16 protein-coding genes are annotated in these 19,275 nt (G+C 73.3%); 15 read left to right on the forward strand and 1 reads right to left on the reverse strand.

All coding sequences use genetic code 11. The annotated features are described in order from the left end of the window. The first annotated feature begins 225 nt into the window (after nt 1–225). From AC0IVP_RS12505 to AC0IVP_RS12525, 5 genes are all read left to right on the forward strand, one after another. Complete coding sequence (locus AC0IVP_RS12505; RefSeq protein ID WP_304438029.1) at nt 226–621, forward strand: TOBE domain-containing protein; 396 nt, start codon at nt 226–228, stop codon at nt 619–621. 43 nt (nt 622–664) lie between these two features. Then, the gene (gene modA, locus AC0IVP_RS12510; protein WP_471756878.1) at nt 665–1,465 is read left to right on the forward strand and encodes a molybdate ABC transporter substrate-binding protein; all 801 of its coding nucleotides are present in this window, start codon (nt 665–667) and stop codon (nt 1,463–1,465) included. 53 nt (nt 1,466–1,518) lie between these two features. Beyond that, entirely contained in the window at nt 1,519–2,304 is a 786-nt protein-coding gene (gene modB, locus AC0IVP_RS12515; protein ID WP_471756881.1) for a molybdate ABC transporter permease subunit, read from the forward strand. Beyond that, nucleotides 2,301–3,359, forward strand: a complete 1,059-nt coding sequence (locus tag AC0IVP_RS12520) for an ABC transporter ATP-binding protein (protein WP_056295703.1) — start codon at nt 2,301–2,303, stop codon at nt 3,357–3,359. Before modB ends, AC0IVP_RS12520 begins: the two co-directional genes overlap by 4 nt. Nucleotides 3,360–3,572: 213 nt before the next feature. Next, nucleotides 3,573–6,827, forward strand: coding sequence for a DUF5695 domain-containing protein (locus tag AC0IVP_RS12525; RefSeq protein WP_471756883.1), 3,255 nt, complete (start codon nt 3,573–3,575; stop codon nt 6,825–6,827). 70 nt (nt 6,828–6,897) lie between these two features. Here AC0IVP_RS12525 and AC0IVP_RS12530 read toward each other — a convergent pair whose 3' ends face one another. Next, nucleotides 6,898–7,932 (reverse strand): LacI family DNA-binding transcriptional regulator, encoded by a 1,035-nt coding sequence (locus AC0IVP_RS12530; RefSeq protein ID WP_471756885.1) that lies wholly within the window; start codon nt 7,930–7,932, stop codon nt 6,898–6,900. Between the two features lie 248 nt (nt 7,933–8,180). On the opposite strand from AC0IVP_RS12530, the gene AC0IVP_RS12535 reads away from it, so the two are divergent. The 10 genes from AC0IVP_RS12535 (at nt 8,181) to chrA (ending at nt 19,248) form a co-directional block, all read left to right on the forward strand. Then, nucleotides 8,181–9,488 (forward strand): ABC transporter substrate-binding protein, encoded by a 1,308-nt coding sequence (locus AC0IVP_RS12535; protein ID WP_471756887.1) that lies wholly within the window; start codon nt 8,181–8,183, stop codon nt 9,486–9,488. A gap of 80 nt (nt 9,489–9,568) precedes the next feature. Beyond that, nucleotides 9,569–10,528, forward strand: a complete 960-nt coding sequence (locus AC0IVP_RS12540) for a carbohydrate ABC transporter permease (RefSeq protein ID WP_471756889.1) — start codon at nt 9,569–9,571, stop codon at nt 10,526–10,528. Next, nucleotides 10,525–11,442 (forward strand): carbohydrate ABC transporter permease, encoded by a 918-nt coding sequence (locus tag AC0IVP_RS12545; protein WP_471756891.1) that lies wholly within the window; start codon nt 10,525–10,527, stop codon nt 11,440–11,442. The genes AC0IVP_RS12540 and AC0IVP_RS12545 overlap by 4 nt, the downstream gene beginning before the upstream one ends. Nucleotides 11,443–11,444: 2 nt before the next feature. Then, on the forward strand, nt 11,445–13,424 hold the full coding sequence (locus AC0IVP_RS12550) for a glycoside hydrolase family 127 protein (protein WP_471756893.1): 1,980 nt from the start codon (nt 11,445–11,447) through the stop codon (nt 13,422–13,424). A 1-nt stretch (nt 13,425) separates the two neighbouring features. Beyond that, nucleotides 13,426–14,499, forward strand: a complete 1,074-nt coding sequence (locus AC0IVP_RS12555; protein WP_471756895.1) for an ABC transporter ATP-binding protein — start codon at nt 13,426–13,428, stop codon at nt 14,497–14,499. 4 nt (nt 14,500–14,503) lie between these two features. Next, a complete protein-coding gene (locus AC0IVP_RS12560) occupies nt 14,504–15,760 on the forward strand; it encodes an NAD-dependent epimerase/dehydratase family protein (RefSeq protein WP_471756897.1) in 1,257 nt (418 codons plus the stop codon). 66 nt (nt 15,761–15,826) lie between these two features. Then, a complete protein-coding gene (locus AC0IVP_RS12565; protein WP_471756899.1) occupies nt 15,827–16,816 on the forward strand; it encodes a LacI family DNA-binding transcriptional regulator in 990 nt (329 codons plus the stop codon). A gap of 53 nt (nt 16,817–16,869) precedes the next feature. Further along, on the forward strand, nt 16,870–17,403 hold the full coding sequence (locus AC0IVP_RS12570; protein WP_471756901.1) for a Chromate resistance protein ChrB: 534 nt from the start codon (nt 16,870–16,872) through the stop codon (nt 17,401–17,403). Beyond that, the gene (locus AC0IVP_RS12575; protein ID WP_471756903.1) at nt 17,400–17,840 is read left to right on the forward strand and encodes a chromate resistance protein ChrB domain-containing protein; all 441 of its coding nucleotides are present in this window, start codon (nt 17,400–17,402) and stop codon (nt 17,838–17,840) included. Before AC0IVP_RS12570 ends, AC0IVP_RS12575 begins: the two co-directional genes overlap by 4 nt. A gap of 4 nt (nt 17,841–17,844) precedes the next feature. Next, nucleotides 17,845–19,248 carry a chromate efflux transporter gene (gene chrA / locus AC0IVP_RS12580; protein ID WP_471756905.1) on the forward strand — a complete coding sequence of 468 codons (1,404 nt, stop codon included), beginning with the start codon at nt 17,845–17,847 and terminating at the stop codon, nt 19,246–19,248. Nucleotides 19,249–19,275: the final 27 nt, after the last annotated feature.

The following is a 19,275-nucleotide window of genomic DNA, read 5'->3' on the forward strand; positions in this document are numbered from 1 at the left end:
GTGCTGGGTGGCTGAGCCACCTGGCTGGGGGACAGGCCGCGGTTGACGGCGGCCCAACCCCCAGCTGGGCGGCTCAGCCACCCAGCGAGGAGGGCTCATCCACCTGGGGGGCGGCTCAGCCACCCAGCGGGGACGGCTCAGCCACCCAGCGGGGACGGCGCCGCATCCGCTGCTGCGGTCGACGACGCGTTGCTGATCCGCAGGTGCGTGTCTATGGTGCGCGATGTGACTGCCACCTACCGGATCGCCGAGGCCGCGGAGCTCCTCGGGGTCAGCGACGACACGGTCCGCCGCTGGATCGACAGCGACCGGCTCGCCGCCTCCCGGGGCGGGAGCGGGCCGGCCCAGGTCGACGGCGCCGACCTCGCCCGGGTGGCCACCGAGCTGCGCGAGGCGCCGGCGCCGGGGACGACCAGCGGCTCCAGTGCCCGCAACCGGCTCACCGGCATCGTCACCCGCGTCGTCCGGGACACCGTGATGGCGCAGGTGGAGATCCAGTGCGGCCCCTACCGGATGGTCTCGCTGATGAGCCGCGAGGCAGCCGACGAGCTGGGTCTGGAGACCGGCGTGCGCGCCGTGGCCACGGTCAAGGCCACCCAGGTCAGCGTCGACGTCCCCTGATCCCACCGGAACGACAAGAGCCGGAACGACGAGAGAAGGCCCCGTGCGTCTGCGTGCTCCCCTGACCCTGGCTGCCGCCGGGCTGCTCGCCCTCACCGCCTGCGGGGGGTCCACCACGGACGCCGCGTCGCCCGCCGACGGGACGGCGGCCGGGGGCGGGCTGACCGGCACGCTCACCGTCTTCGCCGCCGCCTCGCTGACCGACGTGTTCACCGACCTGGGGGACCGGCTGATGGCCGACAACCCCGGGCTGACGGTCACCTTCAACTTCGCCGGCAGCTCCGCGCTGGCCACCCAGGTCACCCAGGGCGCACCGGCCGACGTGTTCGCCAGCGCCAACCAGACCCAGATGACCGTGGTCACCGACGCCGGGCTGGCCGACGGCGACCCGACGGTGTTCGCCGAGAACGTGCTGGCCATCGCCGTCCCCGAGGGCAACCCGGCCGACGTCACCGGCATCGCCGACTTCGGCGACGCCGACCTGACCCTGGCGGTCTGCGCACCGGACGTGCCCTGCGGGGCGGCCGCCGAGCAGGTCTTCGAGGCTGCCGGGGTCACCGCGCAGCCCGACACCCTGGAGGAGGACGTCCGCGCCGCGCTGACCAAGGTGGAGCTCGGCGAGGTGGACGCCGCGCTGGTCTACGCCTCCGACGTGCAGTCCGCCGCGGGCCGGGTGGAGGGCATCGCGTTCCCCGAGGCCGAGGACGCCGTCAACGACTACCCGATCGCGCAGCTGTCGGATGCGCCCAACCCCGAGGCCGCCCGGGCGTTCCTGGACCTGGTCGGGTCCGAGGCCGGGCAGCAGGCGCTCACCGACGCCGGGTTCCGGAGCCCGTCGAACTGAGCACCGCGCCCGCCCCGCCCCGGCGCCGTCGTCGACGGCCCCGGGGCGGTGGTGTGCCCACACCCCTGCTGGTCCCGGCGCTGCTGGGCGTGGCGTTCCTGGTGCTGCCGCTGGTCGGGCTGCTGGTCCGGGCGCCGTGGTCGGACCTGCTGCCCCAGCTGGCCGAGCCCCAGGTCGGCCAGGCGCTGCGGCTGTCGCTGCTCTCGGCGACCCTGGCGACCGCGGTGTCGCTGGTCCTCGGCGTCCCGATCGCGTGGGTGCTGGCCCGCTCTACGTTGCCCGGCCGGTCGGTGCTGCGCGCGATCGTGACCGTGCCGCTGGTGCTGCCCCCGGTGGTCGGCGGCGTCGCGCTGTTCCTGGTGCTGGGCCGGCAGGGGATCGTCGGCCGGTTCCTGTACGAGCAGTTCGACCTGACGATCCCGTTCACCACGACCGCCGTGGTCATCGCCGAGACGTTCGTGGCCATGCCGTTCCTGGTGATCAGCGTGGAGGGCGCGCTGCGCGCCGCCGGCGCCCGCTTCGAGGACGCCGCCGCCACCCTGGGGGCCGACCGGTGGACGACGTTCCGCCGGGTGACCCTGCCGCTGGTGGCCCCCGGGGTCGCGGCCGGCGCGGTGCTCTGCTGGGCCCGGGCGCTGGGCGAGTTCGGTGCCACCATCACCTTCGCCGGCAACTTCCCGGGGACGACGCAGACGATGCCGCTGGCGGTCTACCTGGCCCTGCAGTCGAACCCGGAGGCGGCGATCGTGCTGTCGCTGGTGCTGCTGGGGGTCTCGCTGGCCACCCTGCTGCTGCTGCGCGACCGCTGGCTGGGCCGCTCGGGTAGCCCGGTCTCGTGAGCCTGCGCGCGCACGTCGTCGTCCGGCGGGGGGCACTGCTGGTCGACGTCGACCTGACCGTCGCCGACGGCGAGGTGCTGGCCGTGCTGGGCCCCAACGGCGCCGGCAAGTCCACGGTCCTGCGGGTGCTGGCCGGGCTGCTCGCCCCGGACGGCGGCCGGGTGGCGCTCGACGTCCCGGGCGGTGAGGTGGTCTGGGACGACGACGAGGTGCACGTCCCGCCCCACCAACGGCCGCTGGGCGTGGTGTTCCAGGACCACCTGCTCTTCCCGCACCTGTCGGTGACCGACAACGTGGCCTTCGGGCTGCGCACCCGCGGGGTCCGCCGGGCCGCCGCCCGGACGACGGCCGGCGCGTGGTTGGACCGGGTCGGCCTGGCGGGCCTGGGCGACCGGCGGCCGACCCAGCTGTCCGGGGGGCAGGCGCAGCGGGCGGCGCTGGCCCGGGCGCTGGTGGGGGAGCCCCGGCTGCTGCTGCTGGACGAGCCGTTGTCGGCCCTGGACGCCCGCACCCGCCTCACCGTGCGCGCGGAGCTGCGCCGGCACCTGGCCGAGTTCGCCGGCTGCACGGTGCTGGTGAGCCACGACCCGGTGGACGCGATGGCGCTGGCCGACCGGGTCGTCGTCGTCGAGGACGGCGTCGTGGTGCAGGAGGGCACCCCGGCCGAGGTGGCCCGGATGCCGCGCACGGACTACGTGGCCCGACTGGTCGGGTTGTCGTTGCTGCCCGGGCAGGGCCGGGGGACGACGGTCGTGCTGGACGGCGGGGGAGTGGTGGCGGTCGGGGAGCCGGCCGAGGGACCGGTGTTCGTCGCCGTCCGGCCCGAGACGGTGGCGTTGTACCCGGCCCGTCCCGAGGGCAGCCCGCGCAACGTCTGGCCGGTCCGGCTGGTCGGCGCGACGCCGCACGGTTCGACGGTGCGCTGCGACCTGGGCGGTGAGGTGCCGCTGACCGCCGACGTCACGGCGACGGCGTTCGCGGAGCTGGGCCTGGTGCCCGGGTCCTCGGTCTGGGCCTCGGTCAAGGCCTCCGAGGTCGCTGTCTACCCGCGCTGAGAGGGCCGCCCGCCGGCGGACCGAGTCGTCTCTGATCAGCGCAAACACCGCAACCTGCGCGGTGGTCAGCGAAAATCCGAAAAGCCTTTCCTGACCCCAGTGGTGTGACATAGCTTGCTCTCAGGCCTGGCCCCGTCGACCCGACGGGAGCCCGCGTCGGCCGGCCCCCGCAGTGCCCGCGGGGACGAGCCCCCATCGACCTGGAGGACACCGATGTCCGACACCACCCTGCCCTCCCGGGACCTGTCCCGGCGCCGCTTCCTCGCCGGCTCGGCCGCTGCCGGGCTGACCGTCACCATGGCCGGGGCGCTGCCCACGGCGGCCTTGGCCGCGGGGCCCAGCTTCGACCTGGCCTCCGGCGTCTTCGACGTCCGGATCGACCAGGCGACCGGGGCGATCCACACGCTGGTCAACCCCGCCGACGGGCTGCGCACGAACTACGTGGCCAACCCGACGTCGCGGCCCGCCTTCGACATCAACGACTCCCGGTGGACCGGGGACGTCCTGCTCAACGTGCGTCGCGCCAGCGCGACGGCGGGGACCCCGATGACGACGAGCCTGTCCGACGACATCCGCCAGGTCACCTCCAGCGCTGCCGGCGTGCAGGTCACCTACGCCGGCACCCCGGCCAACGCCAACGGGATCCGCGGTCTGTCGCTGACGTCGGCCTACAGCCTCACGGGCACCGCGCGGGACCGGCTGTCCTGGACGATCACCCTGAAGAACACCTCGACCGAGGCCCTGGAGATCCAGGACCTCGGGTTCCCGGTGCTGATGAACGCCTTCTGGAACGCCGGTGACCAGACCGGCATCTACGAGCAGAACGTCGGCCGGCACTCCTTCGTCGGCAAGGACGGCTCCTACGTGTACTGGCAGCGCCCCAACGGCGTGGGTCCCTACCTGGTGATGACCCCGCAGCCCGGGACCGGGCTGGAGTTCAAGAACAAGGCGGGGGAGGGGGAGGGCCCCTTCGGCGAGGTCACCCCCAGCTTCGAGGGGGTCGTGGAGTTCTACATCCACTCCAAGGCCGTCGCCTTCGCCCGCCGCAACGACGCCGCCCAGTACCTGCCGGCGACCTCCACGACGCTGGCCCCCGGCGCCGAGAAGACCTGGGGCTTCACCTTCCGCTGGGCCGGGGACTACAAGGACCTGCGCGACGTCCTGTTCGACGCCGGCGTCGTCGACGTCGTCTCGCTGCCGGGCATGGTCATCCCGCAGGACACCGCCGCCACCCTCGCGGTCCGCGCCAAGGACGGCATCACCGGCGTCGTGGCCCAGGGCACCCAGACGACCATCACCCCCCGCGGCACGCGCAACGGGTACCAGCTCTACGAGCTGCGGTTCACCGGGCTGGGGCCCCGCTTCGTGACCGTGCAGTACGGCAACGGGCGGGAGTCGGTCCTGCAGTACGCCTCGATGCGCCCGATCGAGGAGCTCATCGAGTCGCGCACCACCTTCCTGACCACCAAGCAGCAGGCCCGTACGACCCGCGGGTACGACGGCGCCTACCTGCAGTGGGACATGACCCGCGAGCGGCTCATCACCTGGGACGACTACCCCCCCGGTGGCTGGAAGGAGTGGATGGCCGGCGGCTCCGACGACCTCGGGCTGGGCCCGGCCGTCTTCCTGGCCGAGAAGAACCTGCGCTCGCCCAAGCAGGCCGAGATCACCTCGATCGACTACTACCTGCAGAACTTCATCCTGGGCTACATGCAGAGCCGCACCGAGAACGGCCAGCGCACCTGGCAGGTGTACCGCTGGTACGACGGCCGCGACGACACCCCGAACGACCAGCAGGTGTGGCGCGCCTACAACTACGTGCACATCGCGAACACGTACTACCTGATGTACCAGGTCAAGAAGGCCTACCCGGCCCTGACCACGGCGTTCACGCCGGCGCAGTACCTGGACATGGCCTACCAGACGCTCAACGCCATGTTCACCAAGATCCCGCTGCCCACGCCGATCGGTGACGCGGCGCGGATCCACGGGATGATGGGGGAGTCGACCTACCCGGACATCCTGGCGGCGCTGGACGCCGAGGGGCAGACCACCCAGTCCGCCCGGTTGCGCTCGCTCATCGAGGCCAAGCGCGACTACCTCTTCGGGCAGGAGTACCCCTTCGCGTCCGAGATGAGCATCGACACGACGGGCTTCGAGTCCAACTACACCCTGGCCAAGATGTACGGGAACCGGGCGCTGGCCGACAAGTGCATGACGGCGTCGCTGGCCTGCCGCGGCATGCAGCCGCTCTGGTACTTCTACGGCTCGGACAACCGGCACATGGGCGAGTCCTGGTGGAACCTGGGCTACGAGTGCCAGCTCGGCGCCTGGCAGCAGCAGGACTACCTGAGCACCTACGCCGCACCCACCGACCGCGACTTCGACGACGCCATGCGCTCGACCTACGGTGCCTGGCTGGCCGGGTGGGCGCTGATCAACTCCGGGCAGATCAGCCCCGCGGCGGTGAACACCGGGGCGGCGGCCTGGATCTTCCAGAGCGAGAAGGGCGCGATCGCCAACTACAGCAACATCCCGATCCTGGACGGCTGGTGGGCCTGGTCCGGCGAGGCCGACCTGGGCTTCTGGGGCGGGTTGAGGTCGGCGTCGGTCAACGTCGTGGACGACGACGTCGTGGGGCTCTACGCCTACGGCGGTGACCTGACGCTGACCTCGGGCGTGCAGACGATCGTGCCCAAGGACGGCGTCCGCACCGCGTTCACGATGTACAACCTGGGCACCCTGGGTGTGCAGCTGGCCCGGACCCGCTACACCCGGGCCGAGGTCGCCACCGACCGCAGCCGGATCACCCTCACGCTGCAGAACGTCTCCGGCGGCACGTACTCCCCGCGGATCACGGTCACCAACCTGCCTGCGGGCAGCTACGCCGTCTCGGTCAACGGTGCGGTCAGCGGCACGCAGCTGGTCAGCGACGGGCGGACGGCGAGCGTCGAGGTGTCCGGCCTCACCGGGGCCTCGAGCGTGGTGGCGCTGACGGCGCAGACCAACGTCGCCGGGGCCGCGACGGCGGCCGCCTCGTTCACCGCCGCCTGGAACCGGGTGGGCGGCCTCAACGACGGCGCGCAGCCCACCACCTCCCGCGACGTGTCCCCCGACGACAACGCCACCACCTGGGGGGCCTACCCGCAGGTGAGCCAGCAGTGGGTCGAGTACACCTGGCCCGCGGCGCGGAGCCTGCGCCGGGTCGGGGTCTACTTCGTGGACAACCTGGACGCCAACGGCAACGGCATCACGGTGCCGGCGTCCTGGTCGGTGCAGTGGTGGGACGCCGGGACGAGCACCTGGCGCGCCGTCGCCGGCGCCAGCGGCTACCCGACCGCGGCGAACACCTACAACACCGCGACGTTCACCCCGGTGACGACGACCAAGCTGCGGCTGGTGCTGAACGCACGCGGCACGGTCAGCGGCAAGGGCAGCCTGGGCATCAAGGAGTGGCAGGTGTTCTGAGCCGGGATGGCCGGGCGGGTGGGGCGTCTCGACGTCCCGCCCGCCTGTCTGCCGGCTCAGCCGGCAGCGGTCAGTGCAGCGGCGCGGTGGACGAGCGCGTCACGACGCGGCCGGCCTGGATCTCCACGCCGTGCCCCTCGCGGCCCTCGATCGCCGCCGCCAGCCGCAGCGCGGCGACCCGGCCCAGGTTCTCCAGCCCCGGGTCCACGGTGGTCAGCGGCGGCCGGGAGTCCAGGCTGAGGACCTCCCAGTTGTCGTAGCCGATCACCGACACCTCCTCGGGCACCTTCCGACCGGCCTCGAGCAGGGCGTCCAGCACGCCTCGGGCGATCTGGTCGGAGCCGGCGAAGACCGCGTCCAGGTCCGGGTCCCGGTCCAGCAGCAGCCGGGTCGCCCCGCGCCCCCAGGCCTCGCTCCAGCTGCCGTACATGACCTCGCCGCCGGCCAGCGCCAGCCCGGCGTCGGACAGGGCGCCCAGTGCGCCGGCGGCCCGGTCGTGCGAGGCGCCGTAGCTGGGGTCCCCGGTGATGTGGGCGATCCGGCGCCGGCCGCAGGTGACCAGGTGCTCGACGGCCATCCGCCCGCCGGCCTGCTCGTCCACGACCACGGACATGTCCGCGGGGTCGTCTGAGGGGGCGTAGGCGTAGACGACGGGGACGCCCAGGTGCCCCAGCGAGTGCCGCGGGTCGGGCCGGGCCCCCACCACGATGAGCCCGTCCACCCGTCGGGAGATCAGAGCGCGCAGGTGGTGCTGCTCGCGGAGCCGGTCACCGCGGGCGTCGCACAGCAGCACCGACATCTTCTCCGAGCCGAAGGCGTCCTCGACGCCGCGCATCACCGGGATGCTGAACCGGCCGACGAGGTCGGAGGTCAGCAGCCCCACGGTCCCGCTGCGCTGGGACACCATGCCCTGCGCCATCGCGTTCGGGGAGAAGTCCAGCTCCTCGGCAGCGGTCTGCACCCGGAGCCTGGTCGCCGCGCCCACGTGCTGGCGGTTGTTGAGCGCCTTGGACGCCGTGGCGATCGAGACCCCGGCCCGGGCAGCCACCTCCCGCAGGGTCACCGCCCGCCCACGGCGCGCGGGGACGACCTCGTCGAGCGTCACGGATCTCCTCCCTGCCGAGTGTCTACTGCGACACATCGGGACTCTAGCGCGAGGCCCTTGACCGCATGCCGTCTCGTCGATATGGTCCGAAAACGTTTTAGCGACGTGGATCACGAGCGCGGCGTCGAGGGGTCTTGTGTCAACAGGGCAGCTCGATCCCGACCGCCTGGGGCGCCATGCTCGTCCGAAACTGTTTTCTGAAGTACAGGTGCGGCGAGACCACGCCGCTGACAGGAAGGCACGACACGATGACGTGGACACCACGCCGCCGCACCACCCGGGTCGCCGCAGCGCTCGCTGTGGCCACCATGACCGCAGCCCTGGGCGCCTGTGGGGGCGGCTCGGACGGGCCCGCCGCCACCGGTGACGCCTCCAACGTGGAGGGCGTCGACGACGGCACCACCCTCACGCTCTGGACGCGCGCCCCGCTGGAGGCCCAGGCCAACCTGCTGGTCGACGCCTACAACGCCAGCCACGACAACCAGGTCGAGCTGACCGTCGTCCCCAACGACGACTACGTCGCCAAGGTCGGCGCGGCCGCCGGTTCCGGCGACCTGCCCGACCTGTTCGCCGCCGACGTCGTCTACCTGCCGAACTGGACCTCCGCGGGCCTGTTCAGCGACATCACCGAGCGCATCGGCAACCTGGACTACGCCGACCAGATCAACCCCGCCGTCCTGGACGCCGGCACCTACGAGGACCAGCAGTACGTGCTGCCCTTCGTGCTGGACCTCTCGGTCATGTTCTACAACAAGGACCTCTACCGCGAGGCCGGTCTGGACCCCGAGCAGGGCCCCACGACCCTCACCGAGTTCCGTGACCAGGCGCTGGCCGTGCAGGCGCTGAACAAGCCCGACACCTACGGCACCTACTTCGGTGGCAACTGCGGCGGCTGCGGCGTCTTCACCTGGTTCCCGATGCTCTGGGCCAGTGGCGAGGAGGTCCTCGAGGACGACGGCACCACGGCCAACCTGGCCAGCGACACCGCGCAGGACGTGTACGGCATCTGGCGCGACCTCGAGGACGCCGGCGCCATCGCGCCCGGCGCCGCCGACGAGACCGGCGCCACCTGGACCGCTCAGTTCCAGGAGGGCCAGATCGGCGTCATGCCGTACCCGGCCACCCTGCTGCAGACCGCCAGCGAGACCGTGGACGTCGGCGTGACCGCCATCCCCGGGATCGACGGCGGCACCTCGACCTTCGTCGGTGGTGACGGCCTGGGCATCAGCAAGGACTCCGACACGCCCGACCAGGCCTGGAACTTCATGCAGTGGCTGATGAGCGAGGACGCACAGGTCGAGGTGCTGGCCGCGAACAACGTGACCCCGGCCCGCGCGGACTTCCTGGACAACTCCTACGCGACCGACCCCCGGGTCCAGCTGATCAACGAGGTCTCGACCGCCGCTGACAGCCAGACCCCGATCGCGCTGAACTTCCAGCAGGCCTTCAACGCCGTCGGCAGCCCGTGGAGCACCTTGTTCCGCAACCAGGTCTTCGGCGACGCCTCCACCCTCGAGGCCGACAACGAGGCCATCACCGAGGCACTCCAGCAGTAGCGCTCCCACGGTGCCGCCGGCCTCCGGGCCGGCGGCACCGTGCAGCCCCACCGAGCGCCGACCTGGACGAGGAGAACTCCATGGCGACCACCCCCAGCACGGCCCCTCCCCCCACGGAGGACGGTCCCCGCCGTCCCGCCGTGCGCCCGCGCGTCACCCGCCGGGCCCGTGCGCGACGACGTCAGGGCGCGCTCTACGCCGCCCCGACCGCGCTGTTCCTCATCGTCTTCTTCGTCGTCCCGGTCATCCTGGTGTTCCGGATGTCGGTCTCGGACTGGGGCCTGTTCACGGGGGACCTCGGGCTCAACGCGCCGGAGAACTTCACCAAGGCCCTCGACGACCGGCTCTTCTGGCCGGCGGTCTGGTTCACCCTGAAGTACACGGTCGTGACGACCGTGATCCTGCTGGGCCTGGCGCTGGCGATGGCCCTGGTCGTCCAGGAGTCCGGCCGCTGGTCGGCCTTCGTGCGGACCTCGTTCCTGGTGCCCAGCGCGCTGGGCCTGGCCTCGGCGTCGCTGCTGTTCTACGCGCTGTACTCACCGCAGGCCAGCCCGTTCAACGCCGTGCTGGAGTGGACCGGGATCAGCGAGGACCCGGTGTCCTTCCTGGGCAGCCCGGACCGTGCGCTGTGGTCGACCGTCGCGCTGGTGGTCTGGCGCTTCGCCGGCTTCTACATGCTGCTGCTGCTCGTGGGGCTCCAGTCGATCCCCGGCGACGTCTACGAGGCCGCCCGCCTCGACGGTGCCAGCGCGCTGCAGACCTTCCGCCGCATCACGCTGCCGCTGCTCAAGCCCTCCCTGGCGCTCTGCACGATCCTGTGCATCACGGGCTCGCTGCTGGCCTTCGACCAGTTCTACATCCTGACGAAGGGCGGGCCGGACAACAGCACGGTCACCATCGTCCAGCTCGTCTACTCCATGGCCTTCCAGGGCTCCAACGACCTGGGCCGCGCCGCGGCCCTGTCGATCGTCGTGCTGGGCGGGCTCATCGTGCTCAACGCCGTCCAGTTCCTCGGTCTGCGAGGGGACAAGGACGCATGACCACCACCCCCGCGGCCTCTGCCGCGCCGTTGACCGACGGCGCCGACCCGGCCGCCACCCCGACCACCGCCAGCATGGGCCGGCGCCCTCGACGTCCCTCGGCCTCGCTGGCCAGCATGGGCCAGCGGACCTTCACCGGTGCGCTCGCGCTGCTGTTCCTCTTCCCGATGCTGTGGGCCGCCGTCTCCTCCGTCTCCCCGCAGGGCGGGACAGCGCAGACCGACGGCTACGGCTTCGCCAACTACGAGACGCTGGCCAACTACCAGGCGGGCATCGGGCAGTACCTGCTCAACTCCACGATCGTCTCGGTGCTCACCGTGCTGCTCACCGTCGGGGTCTCGCTGCTGGGCGGTTACGCCTTCGCCCGCTTCCAGTTCCCCGGCAAGAACCTGCTCTTCCTGGGCACGCTGGCGATCCTCATGGTCCCCTACGCGACCCTGCTGATCCCGCTCTACGTGCTGCTCAACGACCTGGGCATGCAGAACTCGCTGGTCGGCCTGGCGCTGGTGCTGACGATGTTCCAGCTCCCCTTCGCCACCTTCATGATGCGGATCTCTTTCGAGGCCGTGCCCAAGGAGCTGGAGGAGGCGGCCCTCGTCGACGGCTGCGGGAGCTTCACCGCCCTCGTCCGGGTGCTCCTGCCCGCCGTCCGGCCCGGCCTGATCACCGTGGGGATCTTCGCGTTCCTCGCGGCCTGGAACGACTTCATCACCCCGCTGATCCTGATCTCCGACTCCACCAAGGTGCCGCTGCCGCTGGCAGTCGCCAACCTGCGCGGCCAGACCATGGGCATCGTCGACTACGGCGCCACCGAGGCCGGCGTCGTCGTCCTCGCGCTGCCCTGCGTCCTGATCTTCCTCCTCCTGCAGCGCCACTACGTGCGCGGCTTCATGTCCGGCGCACTCAAGGGATGACCGTGACCCTCACTTCCACGACCACATCGGACGACGTCGTCCGGACGCCGTCCGCCCGCGGACCGGTGGCCCCCTCCCGCGGCACGCTGCAGCCGTTGCGCCTGGACCAGGTCGCGGTGACCGGCGGCCCCTGGGGGCGGCGGCAGGACGTCAACGCGGATGCCACGCTGGCCCACGTCGAGCACTGGCTCGAGCGCGAGGGCTGGCTGGGCAACTTCGACGCCACCGCCGCCGGTGCCTCCGGCGCCGACCGGGCCGGCCGCGAGTTCGCCGACAGCGAGACCTACAAGCTCCTCGAGGCGATGGCCTGGGAGCACGGCCGCACCGGTGACGCCGAGCTCGACGCGCGACTGCAGGCGATCGTCGCCCGGGTCGCGGCCGCGCAGGCCCCCGACGGGTACCTCAGCACCGCCTTCGGGCGCCCGGGCACCCCCGACCGGTGGACCGACCTGGAGTGGGGCCACGAGCTCTACTGCCTGGGCCACCTGTTCCAGGCCGGTGTCGCCCGGGCCCGGACGGCCGGCCCGGACCTGCTGCTGCAGGTGTGCACCCGCGCCGCCGACCTGGTGTGCGACGTCTTCGGACCCGGCGGCATCGAGTCGGTCTGCGGGCACCCGGAGATCGAGCCGGCGCTGGTGGAGCTCTACCGGGTCACCGGTGAGCGTCGCTACCTGGAGCAGGCCCGGCTCTTCCTGGAACGCCGCGGCCACCAGGTGCTCTCCGAGATCGAGTTCGGTCGCTCCTACTTCCAGGACGACGAGCCGATCCGGGACGCCGAGGTGCTGCGCGGGCACGCCGTGCGCGCCACCTACCTCTCCTCGGGCGCCGTCGACCTCGCCGTCGAGACCGGTGACGACGAGCTGCTGGCCGCCGTCGTGCGGCAGTGGGACGCGACCGTCGCCCGCCGCACCTACCTGACCGGTGGCATGGGCTCCCGGCACCAGGACGAGGCGTTCGGCGAGGACTTCGTGCTGCCCCCGGACCGGGCGTACTCCGAGACGTGCGCGGGCATCGGCTCGGTCCAGCTGGCCTGGCGCCTGCTGCTGGCCCAGGGCGACCCCCGGTACGCCGACCTGATCGAGCGCACCCTCTACAACGTCGTGGACGCCGGTCCCTCGGCCTCGGGCACCGCGTTCTTCTACACGAACACGCTGCACCAGCGGGTCCTGGGCACCGTCCCGGACCCCGACCAGGCGGTGCCCCGCGCGGCCTCCTCGTTGCGGGCACCGTGGTTCGCGGTGTCCTGCTGCCCCACCAACGTGGCCCGCACCTTCGCCAGCCTGCAGACCCTGCTGGCCACCACCGACGACGAGGGCGTGCAGGTCCACCAGTACGCCCCGGCCACCCTCACCGCCGACCTGCCCGGTGACCGGCGCCTGGCCCTCCGGGTGGTCACCGACTACCCGCGCAGCGGTCGGGTCGAGGTCGTCGTGGACGAGGCCCCCGGCACCCCGGTGACGCTCACCCTGCGGGTGCCGTCCTGGGCCGTGGGCGCGACGCTGTCCGACGGCGGCACCACCTCCCCGGTGGCGCCGGGGTCGGCTGCGGTCACCCGGGTGTTCGCCGCCGGCGACGTCGTCCGCCTCGACCTGCCGGTCGCCCCGCGGTTCACCGTGGCCGACGGCCGGATCGACGCCGTCCGGGGCACCGTGGCCGTCGAGCGCGGGCCGCAGGTGCTCTGCGTGGAGTCCGTCGACCTGCCGGGCCGGGTGCACGTCGACGAGCTCGTCGTGGACACCTCCCAGCCCCCGGTCGAGGTCGACGGCGAGGTCCAGGTGCAGGGCTGGCTGCGGCCGCACGCCGACGCCGCCTGGCCCTACGGGACGCCCGGGGAGCCGGCGCCCGCCGCGTCGACCCCGACGCAACCGGTCCGCCTGGCCCCCTACGCGGACTGGGCCGAGCGCGGTCCCACGACCATGCGCGTCTTCCTGCCCGCGGCCTCCACCACCGCTCCCGCCACCACGACCCCCCAGGAGGCCTGACATGGCCGCAGTGACCTTCGCCCAGACGACCCAGCGCTACCCCGGGTCGGACCGCCCGGCCGTCGACGGGCTGGACCTGGAGATCGCCGACGGCGAGTTCCTGGTGCTGGTCGGCCCGTCGGGCTGCGGGAAGTCCACCTCGCTGCGGATGCTGGCCGGCCTGGAGGACGTCACCGAGGGCAGCATCCTGATCGGGGGCAAGGACGTCACCGACCTGCCGCCCAAGGACCGCGACATCGCGATGGTCTTCCAGAACTACGCCCTCTACCCGCACATGACCGTCGGGCAGAACATGGGCTTCGCGCTGAAGATCGCCGGCATGGACAAGGCCGAGATCTCCCGGCGGGTCGCCGACGCCGCCGAGATCCTCGACCTCACCGAGTACCTGGACCGCAAGCCCAAGGCGCTGTCCGGTGGCCAGCGCCAGCGGGTCGCGATGGGGCGGGCCATCGTCCGCAACCCGCAGGTCTTCCTGATGGACGAGCCGCTGTCCAACCTGGACGCCAAGCTCCGCGTCCAGACCCGCACCCAGATCGCCTCGCTGCAGCGCAGGCTCGGCGTCACGACCGTCTACGTCACCCACGACCAGGTGGAGGCGATGACGATGGGCGACCGGGTCGCCGTGCTCAAGGACGGCGTCCTGCAGCAGGTCGGCACCGCCCGCGAGCTCTACGACCGCCCGGCCAACTCCTTCGTCGCCGGCTTCATCGGCTCCCCGGCGATGAACCTGCTCCCCGCCCGGGTCGAGGGCGGTGAGGTCGTCGTCGGCGGCCTGCCGATCCCGCTGCCCGCCGGTGTGCACGCCTCCGGGGAGGTGCTGCTGGGCATGCGCCCCGAGGCCGTCTGGCCCGCCGACGCACCGACTGGCCTGGCCGTCGAGGTCGACGTGGTCGAGGAGATCGGCGCGGACGCCTTCGTCTACGGGCGGCCCCAGCACGCCACCGACCAGAAGGCCCCCTTCGTCGTCCGGGTGCCCGGTCGCGACGTGCCCCGGGCGGGACAGACGTTGCACCTGGACGTCGACCCCCGCCAGGTGCACCTCTTCGACCCGGCCTCCGGCCTGCGTCTGGGCTGACCCGGTGACCGCCGCGCAGCACGGTGACCTCCCCGTGATCACCGACGTCGCCCGGGAGGCCGGGGTGTCCTACCAGACGGTCTCCCGGGTCATCAACGCCTCCGGTCCGGTCCGGGCGAGCACCCGCGCCCGGGTGCTGGCCGCGATCGAGGTGCTCGGGTGGTCACCCAACGAGGCGGCCCAGTCGCTGAGCCGACGACGGACCGTCCCCGAGACCCCGGGCGCGGAGACCCCGGGCGCAGAGACCCCGGGCGCAGAGACCCCGGGCGCGGTGCGACCGGTGCTGGTGTCGGCCGCGCCCGGTCCGACCCCCGCGTCCCTCGACGGGACCGCGGACGTCGACGAGACCACCCCGGCCGGGGCTGGCGACGACGCCCCGGCCGGGGGGACCCGACCGTCGTCGCTGGTGCTGGTCACCGGCGGCAGCGGCAAGCTCGGACGGGCCACGGTGGACCACCTGCTCGCCGAGGGCCACCGGGTCGTCGTCGTGGACCTGGTGGCCCCGCACCGGCCCGACGTCCCGTGGACCCGGGCGGACCTGACCGACCCCGGCCAGGCGCTGGAGGTGCTGTCCGGGATCGACGACCGCTGGGAGCGTCCGGACGCCGTCGTGCACCTGGCGGCGATCCCCGCGCCCGGGCTGCTGCCCGACGCCACCCTGTTCGCCACCAACATCACGACGACCTACAACGTCTTCGCCGCCGCGCGCCGGGTGGGCATCACCGAGGTCGTGTGGGCCTCCAGCGAGACCGTCCTGGGGCTGCCGCTGGACGTGCCGCCGCCCTCGTTCCCGCTGGACGAGGAGACCGGGCCGACCCCCACCACCTCGTACTCGCTGTCCAAGACCCTCGAGGAGGAGATGGCCCGGCAGTTCGCCCGGTGGTGCCCGGAGATGAAGCTGGTCGGGCTGCGGCTGTCCAACGTGATGGCCGTCGAGGACTACGCGGCCTTCCCCTCCTTCGACGCCGACGCGGCGCTGCGCCGCTGGAACGGCTGGAGCTACATCGACGCCCGGGACGCCGCCCGCGCGATCTCGGCCGGGCTGCGGCACCCCGACCGCGGCGCCGACGTGTTCGTCATCGCCAACGGCGACACCGTGATGAGCCGGCCCACCGCGGAGCTCGCTGCCCTGGAGTTCCCCGGTGTCCCCGTGCACTGCGAGCTGGGTCAGCACACCGCCCTGATGAGCACCGAGAAGGCGCGGCGGGTGCTGGGCTGGGTGCCGGCCCACACCTGGCGGGACCATGTCCCCGGTCGCTGACGGCGCCGCACGCACCGCCGGCGGCCGGGACCACCGCCCCGCCCACCCCCCGGCCCGACGGCGCCGGTGAGCGTCCGGCTCAGCGACGTCGCCCAGGCCGCGGGGGTGTCGGTCGGGACCGTGTCGAAGGCCCTGGGGTCCAGCAACGACGTCAGCATGGCCACCCGGGACCGCCTGCGGGCGCTGGCCGCGGAGATGGGCTACCGGCCCAACGGGAACGCCCGGCGGCTGCGCAGCGGGTACTCCCGCACGGTCGGGATGCTCACCAGCGACAGCGTCGGTCGGTTCAGCACCCCGGTCCTGCTGGGTGCCGGCGACGCGGTCGGCGCGGAGGGCATGTCCGTGCTGCTGTGCGACTCCCGTGGGGACGACATCCGCAAGCGGCACCACCTGCACACGCTGCTCGAGCACGGCATCGACGGGCTGATCACGCTGGCCTCCACCACCGACGACCAGCCCTCGCTGGGTGACATCGGGGTCCCGGTGGTCTACGCCTACGGCGCCTCCACCGACCCGGCCGACTTCTCCGTGGTCCCCGACGAGGACGCCGGGGCGGCGACCGCGGTGGAGCACCTGCTGGCACTGGGCCGCCGCCGGATCGCCCACGTCACCGGCCCGGTGGACTTCGCCGCGACCCGCCGCCGCGCGGCCGCCGTCGAGCGCACCCTCACCGCCCAGGGGCTGCAGCTGGTCCCTCCGGGGCCGCTGCTGGGCGACTGGACCGAGCAGTGGGGCCGCGTCGCCACCGACATGGTGCTGCGTGCCGGGGAGGTCGACGCGGTCTTCTGCGGCAGCGACGCCATCGCCCGCGGCGTCACCGACGCCCTGCGCGACCGGGGTCTGCGCATCCCGCAGGACGTCGCCGTCGTCGGGTACGACAACTGGGAGGCGATGACCACCGGGTCGCGCCCGCCGCTGACCAGCATCGACCCCGACCTGGAGGCCGTCGGCCAGGCCGCCGCGCGGGCGCTGCTGGAGGCGGTCCAGGGCACCCCGCGCGCGGGCGTGCAGCGGCTGCCCACCCGTCTGGTGCTGCGCGAGTCCACCCTGGGCTGAGCCCGGCCCCAGCGAACTGGACGTCGGCGATGCAACCGTGGTTGCATCCCGCCGTGCCCGACGACGTCCCGACCCGTGAGTGGGTCGTGCTCAGCCACCGGCTGCCCCGCGAGCCCTCCGGACCGCGCACCACGCTGTGGCGGCGGCTGCGCAGGCTGGGGGTGGCCGCCCTCGGGGACGGCGTGGTCGCACTGCCGGCCGACCCCCGCACCCGTGAGGAGTTCGAGTGGCTGGCCGCCGACGTCCTCGCCGGCGGGGGCCGGGCCGGGGTCTGGGTCGCCCGGGCCGTCACCGCGGACCACGAGCGCACGCTGCTGGCCGAGATGGGCGCCGCCCGGGAGGCCGAGTACGCCGAGCTGGCCGCCGCCGCCCGCGCCGCGCTGACGTGGGCAGGGGGCCGGGACGAGCGGGTCCGCGAGCTGCGCCGGCTGCGCCGCGAGCTGCGCGCCGTCACCCGGCGGGACTTCACCGCACCGCCCGGCCGGGACGCCGCGGAGCGGGCGCTGGCCGACCTGGCGGAGACCCTGGCCGACGAGGCCGCCGCGCCCGCGGGAGGGGCCACCGCGCCCGCGGGGGGTGCCCCGTGAGGTGGGCGACCCGGGCCGGGGTGCACGTGGACCGGGCGGCCTGTGCCTGGCTGGTCCGCCGGCACATCGACCCCGCGGCCGAGTTCGTCTTCCTCGACGACTGGTCGGACCCGGCGAGCCTGCCGGCGGACCTGGTGCTCTTCGACGTCCCCGGCGTCGGCATCGGCCACCGCGGGCGGGACTGCACCTTCGAGACCCTGCTGCGGCTGCACCAGCTGCACGACCCGGTGCTGTGGCGGATCGCCGAGGTCGTGCACGTCGCCGACCTCGACGACGACCTCTTCGACGCCCCTGAGGCCCCCGGACTGGACGCCGTCGTCCGCGGGTTGACGATGACCGGCACCGACCCCGCCACCCTCGCCGTCACCGATGCGGTCCTCGACGGCCTGTACGCCTTCCACCACCAGCGGCTGCTCCGCGGCCACGAGCCGGCCTGACCACGTGACGGGGGACCCCATGGACGACGTCGACGACCGCACGCCCGACCCGGTCGGGCAGGTGGTGCCCTTCCGGACCGCCGTCCGGGCCTGGGCCGCCATCTCCCTGCAGACCTTCGGCGGGCCGGCCGGGCAGATCGCGGTGATGCAGCGCAGCCTGGTGGAGGACAAGCGCTGGATCGGTCAGCGGCGGTTCCTGCACGCGATGAACTACTGCATGCTGCTGCCCGGCCCCGAGGCGCAGCAGCTGGCGACCTACGTGGGCTGGCTGCTGCACGGCACCCGCGGCGGGCTGGTGGCCGGTGGCCTCTTCGTGCTGCCGGGCCTGCTGGCCCTGCTGGGGCTGTCGGCGGTCTACGTCGCCTTCGGCACCACGGTGGCCGTGCTGGCCGTGTTCGCCGGGCTCGCACCGGCGGTGCTCGCCGTCGTCGCCCAGGCCGTCACCCGGGTCGGCAAGCGGGCGCTGACCAGCCCGGCGCTGGTGGCGGTCGCCGTCGGCGCCTTCCTGGCGCTGACGCTCCTGGCGGTGCCCTTCCCGGTGGTGGTCGGCCTGGCCGGTGCCGTCGGGTGGGCGATGGGGCGGTTCCGGCCCGCGTTGCTCGCCGAGCGCCCCAAGGCCGCCCAGGTCGACGACGGGCCGCCACCGGTGGTGTCCGACGACGTGCTGCACACCGAGGCGCCCTCGTGGCGGCGCACGCTGCGGGTGCTGGTCGTCGGCCTCGTCGCCTGGGGCGTGCCGATCGCCCTGGTCGCGGCGCTCACCGGGGCGGGCAGCACCCTCACCGACCAGGGCCTCTTCTTCTCCGGGGCCGCGGTGGTCACCTTCGGCGGCGCGTACGCGGTGCTGGCCTACGTCGCGCAGCAGGCGGTGTCGGTCTACGGCTGGCTCGGACCGGGGGAGATGGTCCGCGGCCTGGCGCTGGCGGAGTCCACGCCCGGGCCGCTGATCATGGTGGTGCAGTTCGTGGCGTTCCTGGGCGCCTACCGGTCCCCGGGCGACCTGGACCCCTGGGTGGCCGCGGTGCTGGCCTCCCTCCTGGTCACCTGGGTGACGTTCGTGCCGAGCTTCCTCTTCGTGCTGCTCGGTGCCCCCTACATGGAGCGGCTGCGCGGCAACCGCAGTCTGTCCGCGGCGCTCACCGGCATCACCGCCGCCGTCGTCGGGGTGATCGCGAACCTGGGCGTCTACTTCGCGGTGCACACCCTGTTCCGGGAGAGCAGCGAGACCTCCTGGGGGCCGGTGGCGCTCGAGGTGCCCGACCTGTCGACCCTGCGGCCGCTGGCCGTCGCGCTGGTCGTCGTCGCCGCCGTGCTGCTGTTCCGGGTCCGGACGTCAGTGCTGACGACGCTCGGGGTGTGTGCGGTCCTGGGCCTGGCGGCGGGGTTGGCCGGGGTGCCCGTCGGCTGACCCCGGGAACGCCACAGCCCCCGGGAA

It is taken from the genome of Klenkia sp. AC732 (genome assembly GCF_979256525.1).